The sequence below is a fragment of the Streptomyces sp. NPDC054813 genome, assembly GCF_053611365.1.
This window is the reverse complement of sequence record NZ_JBSHAF010000030.1, coordinates 117489-127503: the sequence shown is the minus strand read 5'-3', so window position 1 is coordinate 127503 and position 10015 is coordinate 117489. Positions and strand designations below refer to the sequence as shown.

At 69.7% G+C, this 10015-nt stretch carries 6 protein-coding genes; 2 read left to right on the top strand and 4 right to left on the bottom strand.

Translation table 11 applies throughout. The features are described from left to right. Positions 1 to 143 precede the first annotated feature (143 nt). Positions 144 to 2102 carry an acetate--CoA ligase gene (acs, locus tag ACWGJB_RS42220; RefSeq protein WP_453385323.1) on the bottom strand — a complete coding sequence of 653 codons (1959 nt, stop codon included), beginning with the start codon at positions 2100 to 2102 and terminating at the stop codon, positions 144 to 146. Positions 2103 to 2273: 171 nt separating this feature from the next. After that, a complete protein-coding gene (locus tag ACWGJB_RS42215) occupies positions 2274 to 4670 on the bottom strand; it encodes a SulP family inorganic anion transporter (protein WP_453385322.1) in 2397 nt (798 codons plus the stop codon). Positions 4671 to 5009: 339 nt separating this feature from the next. Here ACWGJB_RS42215 and ACWGJB_RS42210 point away from each other — a divergent pair, with 339 nt between their 5' ends. After that, entirely contained in the window at positions 5010 to 6272 is a 1263-nt protein-coding gene (locus ACWGJB_RS42210) for a hypothetical protein (RefSeq protein ID WP_453385321.1), read from the top strand. Positions 6273 to 6318: 46 nt separating this feature from the next. Here the strand turns inward: ACWGJB_RS42210 and ACWGJB_RS42205 are convergent, their stop codons facing one another. Beyond that, complete coding sequence (locus tag ACWGJB_RS42205; RefSeq protein ID WP_453385320.1) at positions 6319 to 7305, bottom strand: ATP-binding protein; 987 nt, start codon at positions 7303 to 7305, stop codon at positions 6319 to 6321. A 94-nt stretch (positions 7306 to 7399) separates the two neighbouring features. Here ACWGJB_RS42205 and ACWGJB_RS42200 point away from each other — a divergent pair, with 94 nt between their 5' ends. Further along, positions 7400 to 8224, top strand: coding sequence for an oxidoreductase (locus tag ACWGJB_RS42200; RefSeq protein ID WP_453385319.1), 825 nt, complete (start codon positions 7400 to 7402; stop codon positions 8222 to 8224). A gap of 400 nt (positions 8225 to 8624) precedes the next feature. Here the strand turns inward: ACWGJB_RS42200 and ACWGJB_RS42195 are convergent, their stop codons facing one another. Then, positions 8625 to 9449, bottom strand: a complete 825-nt coding sequence (locus ACWGJB_RS42195) for an HAD family hydrolase (RefSeq protein ID WP_453385318.1) — start codon at positions 9447 to 9449, stop codon at positions 8625 to 8627. Positions 9450 to 10015: the final 566 nt, after the last annotated feature.

The following is a 10015-nucleotide window of genomic DNA, read 5'->3' as shown; positions in this document are numbered from 1 at the left end:
CTCTGAGGCGAGGCTGGAGTCAGGCCTGTGATAGTGGTTGTCTGGGGGAGCGACACGGGCTTAGTCGCAGGGGCAGTTCGGCGGCCGGGCGGCGGGGCGGGGCGCGCCGCCCCGCCCCCCCCTTCTGGGACCGTCGGTCGGGGTCAGTCCTCGCTCGGCGCCGCCGGGAGCTTCGCCTGGATGAGGTCCATGACCGTCGAATCCGTCAGTGTGGTCACGTCACCGAGCTGGCGGTTCTCGGCGACGTCGCGCAGCAGCCGGCGCATGATCTTGCCGGAGCGGGTCTTCGGCAGCTCCGCCACCGGCAGGACCCGCTTGGGCTTGGCGATCGGGCCGAGCGTGGCACCGACGTGGTTGCGCAGCTCGTTGACGAGGCCCTCGTCCTCGGCGTTCGCCGTGCCGCGCAGGATCACGAAGGCGACGATCGCCTGCCCGGTCGTCTCGTCCGCCGCGCCGACCACGGCCGCCTCGGCGACCGACGGGTGCGACACCAGCGCCGACTCCACCTCGGTCGTCGAGATGTTGTGCCCGGAGACCAGCATGACGTCGTCCACCCGGCCGAGCAGCCAGATGTCGCCGTCGTCGTCCTTCTTCGCCCCGTCACCGGCGAAGTACTTGCCCTCGAAACGCGACCAGTAGGTGTCCAGGAACCGCTGGTCGTCGCCCCAGATGGTGCGCAGCATCGACGGCCACGGCTCGGTCAGCACCAGGTAGCCGCCACCCCCGTGGGGTACCTCGTGCGCCTCGTCGTCCACCACCGTGGCCGAGATGCCGGGCAGTGGGGTCTGCGCGGAGCCGGGCTTGGTAGCGGTGACACCCGGCAGTGGCGAGATCATCATCGCGCCGGTCTCGGTCTGCCACCAGGTGTCCACGATGGGGGTCCGGTCGGCACCGATGTGCTTGCGGTACCAGATCCAGGCCTCGGGGTTGATGGGCTCGCCCACCGAACCCAGCACCCGCAGGGAGGACAGGTCGAACTTCGCGGGGATGTCGTCGCCCCACTTCATGAACGTCCGGATCGCGGTGGGCGCCGTGTACAGGATCGTCACCCCGTACTTCTGCACGATCTCCCAGAACCGGCCCTGGTGCGGGGTGTCCGGAGTGCCCTCGTACATCACCTGCGTCGCGCCGTTGGCCAGCGGCCCGTACACGATGTACGAGTGGCCGGTCACCCAGCCGACGTCGGCCGTGCACCAGTACACGTCCGTCTCCGGCTTGAGGTCGAACACCGCCCAGTGCGTGTACGACGCCTGGGTGAGGTAGCCGCCCGAGGTGTGCAGGATGCCCTTCGGCTTACCCGTCGTACCGGACGTGTAGAGGATGAACAGCGGGTGCTCGGCGTCGAAGGCCTCCGGCGTGTGCTCGGCCGACTGCCGCTCGACGATCTCGTGCCACCACACGTCCCGGGTGTCGTCCCAGGCCACTTCCTGCCCGGTGCGCCGGACGACCAGCACATGCTCGACGTTGCCGGCCTTGCCGGCCGCCTCGTCCACGGCCGGCTTGAGCGCGGACGGCTTGCCCCGCCGGTAGCCGCCGTCGGAGGTGATGACCACCTTGGCGTCCGCGTCCTGGATACGGGTGGCGAGCGCGTCCGCCGAGAAGCCGCCGAAGACCACGGAGTGCGCGGCGCCGATCCGGGCGCAGGCGAGCATCGCGATCGCCGTCTCCGGGATCATCGGCATGTAGACCGCGACCCGGTCGCCCTTGCGGACTCCCAGCTCCAGCAGGGCGTTCGCCGCCTTGGAGACCTCGTCCTTCAGCTCGGCATAGGTGATCGCGCGGCTGTCGCCGGGCTCGCCCTCGAAGTGGATGGCGACCCGGTCGCCGTGGCCGGCTTCCACATGCCGGTCCACGCAGTTGTACGCGACATTGAGTTCGCCGTCCTTGAACCACTTCGCGAACGGCGGGTTCGACCAGTCCAGCGTCTCGGTCGGCTCCTTGGCCCAGGTCAGCCGGCGGGCCTGCTCGGCCCAGAAGCCGAGCCTGTCAGCCTTGGCCTGTTCGTACGCCTCGGCCGTGACATTGGCGTTCTCGACCAGGTCAGCGGGCGGCGCGAAGCGTCGCTCCTCCTTCAAGAGGTTGGCCAGGCTTTCGTTGCTCACGACATCTCCCTTTCCAAGGGTGTCCGTTGTGTCCCAGGCCACAGCTCATCAGACCCGGGGGCCCGGTGACAAGGGCCGTCGAAAAATTGGTTTAGACCTGTTCGGTGCGGTGGGACGCGCAGGGCCCGCCGGTGCCGGCCTGGACGGCGCCGACAGGTCCCCGCCGCCTACTCAGGCCGGGCTGCGCAGCTCCTCCGCGCCCGGTACCCCCTCGAACACCTCTCCCTCTTCGTCGCCTTCGGGCCGGCCCAGCAGATACGCCTGCGCCTCGCCCACATGGAAGTACATCCCGTGCAGCTCCAGCTCACCGGCTGCCAGCGCCCGTGCCACCGAGTCGTGCGACCGCAGATGCTCCAGCTGCTGGACCACATTGGTCAGGCAGAGCCGCTCCGCCGTGTCCGCCGCCCGGCCGGCCAGCCGGACCCCCGGACGGCCGTCGTCGGCCAGCCGCGCCAGGCTCGGCAGCCCGTGCCGCAGCCAGCGTCCGAGCGGACTCGTGCCGCCCTCGGCCCCGGAACTCAGCAGCGCCTGCATCGCCCCGCACCCGGAGTGCCCGCACACCGTGATGGACCGCACCTTCAGTACGTCCACCGCGTATTCGATCGCGGCCGCCACCGAGTCGTCGCCGTTCTCCTCACCCGGAAGGGGGACCAGGTTACCGACGTTGCGGACCACGAACAGGTCACCCGGACCACTGGAGGTGATCATCGACGTGACGAGCCGGGAGTCGGCGCAGGTGAGGAAGAGCTGCGACGGCCGCTGCCCCTCGCGCGCCAGCCGGGCCAGCTCCTCCCGCACCAGGGGCGCGGTGTCGCGCTGGAACAGGCCGATCCCCTGCACGAGTTCATGACCGGCTCCGTCCGCCCTGCCGCCGTCCCAGCGGGCGAGGCCCGACCTGACGAGGCCCGGTCCATGTCCGTGACCGGCACGGGGCTCGGGGCGAGGCCCGTGCTCCGTGCCGTGGCCGTACTCCGGTGAGCGCACGCCCACCCGGCAGCCGGTCAGCTCGGCGGAGCCGCCCTGTGCGATGTGGGCCCGGCGCCAGTCCCGCAGTGACTCGTACGCCGCGTGGTCCATGAACGAGCCGTGCAACTCCACCACGGCGGCCGCGCCTTGGGGCACGAGATGCAGGGTTCTGCTGAGCCGGGGCACCGCCAGGAACGTCAGCTGTCCTCTTACATGTACGCGATGGACTCCTCCCTGCTCTTCATGGGTGATGCGGGTGCGGGCGAGGCGGTGCAGGGCGACGGCGACGGCCACGGCGACCCCGAGGAGCACACCCTCCAGGACGCCGAGGACCACTACGCCGAGTGTGGTGACGGTGTACACCGCGACCTCACGGTGGCGGGTCACCGTGCGGATGTGGTGCAGGGACACCATCTGGATGCCGACGGCCATCACCAGGGCGGCGAGCGAGGCGAGCGGGATGAGATCCAGGACCGGGACCATCAGCAGCGCGGCGACTACTACGAAAACGCCGTGCAGCATCGTGGAGTTCCGGCTGACGGCACCGGATTGCACATTCGCCGAACTGCGCACCGCGACCCCCGCGACCGGCAGACCACCGAGCGCCCCGGAGACGATGTTGGCCGCGCCCTGACCGAGCAGTTCGCGGTCCAGGTCGGACCGGCCGACCCGGGACTGGGCTCCGGGGCGGCCGGCCACCAGCTTGTCCACGGCGACCGCGCCGAGCAGCGACTGCACACTGCACACCAGCGTGGTGGTGAGCACGGCGGCCACGATGCCGAGTACCGGCCCCTCGGGCAGCCCCGCCAGGGCATGGCTGCTCCAGGACGGCAGGTCGACCCGGGGCAGGGTGAGCCCGGTGAGCGAGGCGGTCGCGGTGGCACCGGCGACGGCGACCAGGGCCGCCGGGACCGTGCGCAGCAGGCGGCCCGCTCTGCCGGGGATCCGGGGCCAGCCGAACAGCAGGGCCAGGGTCAGTGCGCTCATCGCCACGGCGGCCGGGTGCAGGTTCGCCAACTGGGCGGGCAGCGCACGGATGTTGGCGAGGACCGAACTCTGCGGGTTGCCGCCGAGCACGATGTGCAGCTGGGCGACGGCGATGGTGACACCGATGCCGGCGAGCATGCCGTGCACCACGGCCGGGCTGACGGCGAGCGCGGTGCGGGCCACCCGCAGGCAGCCGAGGCCGAGTTGGGCCAGCCCGGCGAGGACGGTGATGCCGCAGGTGGCCTGCCAGCCGTAGCGGTGGATCAGATCGGCGGTGACCACGGTGAGTCCGGCGGCCGGCCCGCTGACCTGGAGTGGGCAGCCGCCGAGCCGCCCGGCGACCAGTCCGCCGACGGCCGCCGCGACCAGCCCGGCCTGCAGCGGGGCGCCGGTGGCGAGGGCGATGCCGAGGGAGAGCGGCAGGGCGATCAGGAAGACCGAGACGGACGCGGACAGGTCGGCGCCCTCGATCCGGAAACGGCGGCGTGGGGGCATGGGCGGGCTCGGTGGCCGGTCGGCGCCCTTGGTGCGCTGGGGACTTGTGGCTCCGGCCCGGGCTCCGGCCTGGGCCAGGCCGAGGCTCTCGGGGTGGGTGGGTACGCAGGCTGATGACATGTTTCCCGTCTCCTCCGGGGCAGCGCGGTCGCGGAACAGGGGGACCCCTCGCCAGAGGGCTGGGGCTTGGTCGCGGCCGTGGGTCACGGCGTGCAGTGGCGGGATGAATCAACATTCGGTAAACGAATCGTAATGCAGAGTAAAGGTCAGGCATGGATTTTCTGCGCAAATGGGGCACCTCTTCACCTCCATGGGTGAAGTGAGCAGTTCATCGGCTTGTCGTATTAATCCCTCTCTCGGTCCTATGCGACCTTGGCGGCGCTGTCGGCACATACCCGGCACACCGCCAGAAAACGCCGTGATCGGCGTTTGCCGAGAGAAGGAAGAAGGTGGGCGGAATTGGCCGCCACCCAGAGGATTGCCGTCGGCGCCGTGGCCGCCGCGGCCTGTGCCGCGTCGCTGGCGGGTTGCGCGACCGGCACCAACACCAAAGAAGGGGCGTCCGGGCCGCAGAAGGGGGCACCGGCGCCGCAGAGCATGGTCCGTCTGATCGGCGACGGTTCCACCGCGTACACCGGGGCGCAGCCCCATCTGCCCCGGCCGGAGAAGCTCCAGCCGGGCGAGAAGCCCCCGCAGTTCGTGGTGTTCTCCTGGGACGGAGCGGGCGAGGACAGCCAGAAGCTGTTCTCGCACTTCCGCAAGGTCTCCAAGGAGAACAACGCGACCATGACGTACTTCCTCAGCGGCGTCTACATGCTGCCCGAGGAGAAACGTGACCTCTACCGGCCCCCGCAGCACTCGCCCGGCCGCTCCGAGATCGGCTTCAACGACGAGCAGGGCATCTCCGACACCGTCAAGCAGCTGCGGCTGGCCTGGCTGGAGGGCAACGAGATCGGCACCCACTTCAACGGGCACTTCTGCGGCCCCGACGGGGGTGTCGGTGAGTGGTCGGTGGCGGAGTGGAAGAGCGAGATCGCCCAGGCCAAGCAGTTCGTGAAGAGCTGGAAGACCAACACGGGCATGAAGAACGCCGCACCGCTGCCCTTCGACTACGACAAGGAGCTCATCGGCGCCCGCACCCCCTGCCTGGAGGGGCAGAAGAACTTCATGAAGGCGGCGAGCCAGTTGGGCTTCCGCTACGACACCAGTGGTGTCAACGACCAGGTCTGGCCCAAGAGGAAGGAAGGGCTGTGGGACCTGTCGATGCAGCTCGTCCCCTTCCCCGGTCACTCCTTCGAGCAGCTGACCATGGACTACAACTTCATGGTCAACCAGTCCGGCACCTCGACCCAGGGCGACCCCGACAAGTACGACTACTGGGGCGACCAGATGCGTGACGGGCTGATCCAGGGCTTCAACCGCGCCTACAACGGCAACCGTGCACCGCTCGTCATCGGCAACCACTTCGAGTCCTGGAACGGCGGCACCTACATGCGGGCCATCGACGAGGTCGTCGAGAACGTCTGCAACAAGCCAGAGGTGCGCTGTGTCTCCTTCCACCAGCTGGCCGACTGGCTGGATGCCCAGGACCCGAAGGTCCTGGCGAGGCTGCGCACCCTGAACGTGGGCGAGGCCCCGCGGCAGGGCTGGGCATCCTTCCTTTCCGGCCGCCCCGCCCCGGCACCGAAGGGGGTGCCCGGGGCGCCGGCGGTCAAGCAGTAGGCGGCGGGCGGGAGTCGGAGCCCCGTCGGCGGAGTGCCCACCTCCGTCAGACGGGCGCCGCCACTCCCTCGCCGAGCACGAAGCCGGGGTCGATCTGCGCCGCCAGGTCGGCCCCGGTGCGCTCGTTGCCCCACGACTGGGCGTTCTTCAGGTGGAAGTGGACCATCTGCCGGGTGTAGCGCTCCCAGTCCCGCAGGTCGTACGTCGCGTCGGCGGCGACCTTGAGGGTGTGCAGGGCGCGGGAGTTGGCGTCCTCCAGGAGCTCGAACCGGGGCGGGCGGCCCTTCTCCATGGCGCGCACCCAGTCCGAATGCCCGACCGTGACCAGCAGGTCGTCCCCGACCTCCGCGCGGAGGAAGTCGATGTCGTCCTGCCCCTGCACCTTGTTGCCGACGACCTTCAGCACGACGCCGAAGTCCCGGGCGTACTCCTTGTACTGGCGATAGACGGAGACCCCCTTCCGGGTCGGCTCGGCGACGAGGAACGTGATGTCGAAGCGGGTGAACATGCCGGAGGCGAAGGAGTCCGAACCCGCCGTCATGTCGACCACGACGTACTCGTCGGGGCCGTCGACGAGGTGGTTCAGGAACAACTCGACCGCTCCTGTCTTGGAGTGGTAGCAGGAGACCCCCAGGTCCGCGTCCGTGAAGGGCCCGGTGACCATCAAACGGACGGCGCCGCCGTCGAGTTCCACCGGGCGCGCACAGGCGTCGTACACCGGATTGGGTTCCCGTACCCGGACCAGCCGCGAGCCCTCGCCGGGCGGGGTGGTCTTGATCATCGTCGCGGCGGAGGCGATGCGCGGGTTGTTGCCGCGCAGGTAGTCCTTGATCACGGAGAGCTGCTCGCCCATCGCGGGCAGCGCCGCCGACTCCCGCTCGTCGAGGCCGAGCGCGGGGCCCAGGTGCTGGTTGATGTCGGCGTCGACGGCGACGACCGGCGCACCGGCGGCCGCGAGATGGCGGATGAACAGGGAGGAGAGCGTGGTCTTGCCGCTGCCGCCCTTCCCGACGAAAGCAATTTTCATGTTCACGAAGGGTAGTCGGCTGGTAGCTGTCTGTGTCTGGCGAAGTGAAGAAGACCACTCCTTCGTGGAGTGGCGGGCCGGGGTGCGTAGGGTCGTACTCATGAGTACGACACGTGCGACCGCCGATCCGCTCGCGGCCCTGGGCTCGCTGCCCGGAGTGGCCGAGTCCGTGGAGTCCGTGCGCAAGGCCGTGGACCGGGTCTACGGGCACCGGGTCATGCGGCGCCGCAGCAACGCAGTCACGTCCGAGGCCGCCCTGCGTGGCGCCCGGGGCAGTGCGGCGCTGTCCGGCGCCGACTGGGCACTGGAGGAGGTCCGGCGGCGCTCCGACTTCGGTGTCGACGACGACGCGCGCGTGGTGGGTGCGGCCCTGCGGCTGACCGCCGAGGCGGGCCAACTGCTTTCCATCTGGCGGCAGTCGCCGCTGCGCGTACTGGCCCGGCTGCATCTGGTGGCGGCCGCGACCGGGGACGACGAGGTGGGCCGGCCGCGCCGGGCCGGTGAAGAGGTCGACGAGCCGCTGATCGAGCTGCCGCTGCCGGGTGCCGACGAGGTGTCGGGGCGCCTCGACGGGCTCTCCGAGCTGATCATCGCGGGAAGTTCCGCGCCGGCGCTGGTGACGGCTGCCGTGGTGCACGGCGAGCTGCTCGCGCTGCGGCCCTTCACCTCGCACAACGGGCTGGTCGCGCGCGCGGCCGAGCGGATCGTGCTGATCGGCAGCGGCCTCGACCCCAAGTCGATCTGCCCCGCCGAGGTCGGCCACGCCGAGCTGGGCCGCGCCTCCTATCTGGCGGCCTTGGACGGCTATGTCTCGGGCACCCCGGACGGCATGGCGGCCTGGATCGCGCACTGCGGCCGCGCGGTCGAGCTGGGTGTCCGGGAGTCGACCGCGGTCTGCGAGGCGCTGCAGCGCGGCGCGGCGTAAAAGGCCACGAGCAGCCGGGAAGGCTGCCCGAACGGGTTGCGGCGGTACGAGTTCTCGTACCGCCGCTGGCATGTTCACCGGGTTACCAGGCGTCCTCGAAATGTCGCCCATCAGGTCGGGTACTTTGCCCGTCACCTGGTGCGGCTGGCCCGTAATCGACGGGTCGACGTCGCGTGGGTGCTCGGTGTCCATGCGGGGTCCGTGGGGCCAAATGCGTTTAAAAAGGTGATCCTCTCGGATGTCCTTCGGTCTCGCGGGCCGCTAACCCCTTTGTACTGCAAGCCCGGAGCAAGCGGAACCCCTACCTGCAGTTCTTTACTTTTACCTTCAAAGACGCACTAAGGGGAGGAAAAGGGGCATCGATAGGCCGAACGGGTGAAAGAGGGTGTGGTGCGCCGGTTCAGGCAACCGGGTTCCGGCGCCTGCTCGCGTACCAGACCAGGCCCGCGGTGGCGGCCGCCGCTCCGATCGCGGCCGCGGCGACCAGGGCCGGGCGCGGGGGCGCGGAGATCCGCTGCTTGAGCCGGACCGGGCGGTGGAAGTCCAGGATCGGCCAGCCACGCCCGAGTGCCTCGCGGCGCAGCGTCCGGTCCGGGTTCACCGCGTGCGGATGCCCGACGGCCCGGAGCATCGGCAGGTCGGTCGCCGAGTCGCTGTACGCGTAGCAGCGGTCGAGGTCGTACCCCTCGGAGGCGGCCAGCTCCCGGACCGCCTCGGCCTTCGTCGGACCGTAGGCGTAGTACTCCACCTCGCCGGTGTAGCAGCCGTCGTCGCCGACGACCATGCGGGTGGCCACCACTCGGTCGGCGCCCAGCAGTTCGCCGATCGGCTCGACCACCTCGGCGCCCGAGGTGGAGACGATGACGACGTCCCGGCCGGCCCGGTGGTGGGCCTCGATGAGGGAGGCGGCCTCGTCGTAGATGATCGGGTCGATCAGGTCGTGCAGGGTCTCGGCGACGATCTCCTTGACCTGCTGGACATTCCAGCCACGGACCAGACCGGACAGGTATGCGCGGGTGCGCTCCATCTGGTCGTGGTCCATACCGCCGACCAGGAACACGAACTGGGAGTACGCGTTGCGCAGCGCCGCCCTGCGGTTGATCAGACCGCCTTGGTAGAACGACTTGCTGAAGGTGAGCGTGCTCGACTTCGCAATGACCGTCTTGTCCAGGTCAAAGAAGGCCGCGGTGCGGGGCAAGGAGTGGTTTTCCACGCCCCCGAGCATAGGCGCCCACCATTCGGCGTAAGGTGGGGCGCGTGGGTTTGCCTGAGAGGGCTCTCGGGTACACCATGGAAGTCACGGATCGTTCGCGACCGTGCTAACCCGGTCCGGCTCCTCCCCCCCCGAGTCGGCCGTGGAGACGACCCCCACTCTCCCCCCCGGTGGGGGTCGTCGCATGTCCGGACGGGTTTTTCCTCCCTTCTCCGGCTCCTGAGACCTTGGTCGGGCGGCTGTGGCCGCCCCTTTCGCATGCCCATGATCCGTCACGCCGCGTAGTCGCGGCGCTGCGCTGTGGAAGTGCACAGAGCCCAGAACGGGCCTCACCGGTATGGGTGACAGCGATATTCACAACCATCGAGTTGTCCACAGTTTTGGACCAAGATCCACACGATTTCCGGGTTCGCTGCACCGTGATTCCAGCGCGCTCCGGCGGCGGCGAGTTCATGGCCGGTTCCGATTGTCGGGCGCCTATGGCCGGTTTCTGTCGGCCGTGCATATGGAGGCCGCTTGCCGGTTCTTCACACGTATGGGAATCGCGTGGCCCCGGAGGCCGCGCGCAAGAACGCAGC

Excerpts from the sequence above, each read along its gene's own strand:
- ACWGJB_RS42215 (WP_453385322.1), bottom strand. The coding sequence starts at position 4,670 with ATGTCATCAGCCTGCGTACCCACCCACCCCGAGAGCCTCGGCCTGGCC.
- ACWGJB_RS42200 (WP_453385319.1), top strand. The coding sequence starts at position 7,400 with ATGAGTACGACACGTGCGACCGCCGATCCGCTCGCGGCCCTGGGCTCG.
- ACWGJB_RS42195 (WP_453385318.1), bottom strand. The coding sequence starts at position 9,449 with ATGCTCGGGGGCGTGGAAAACCACTCCTTGCCCCGCACCGCGGCCTTC.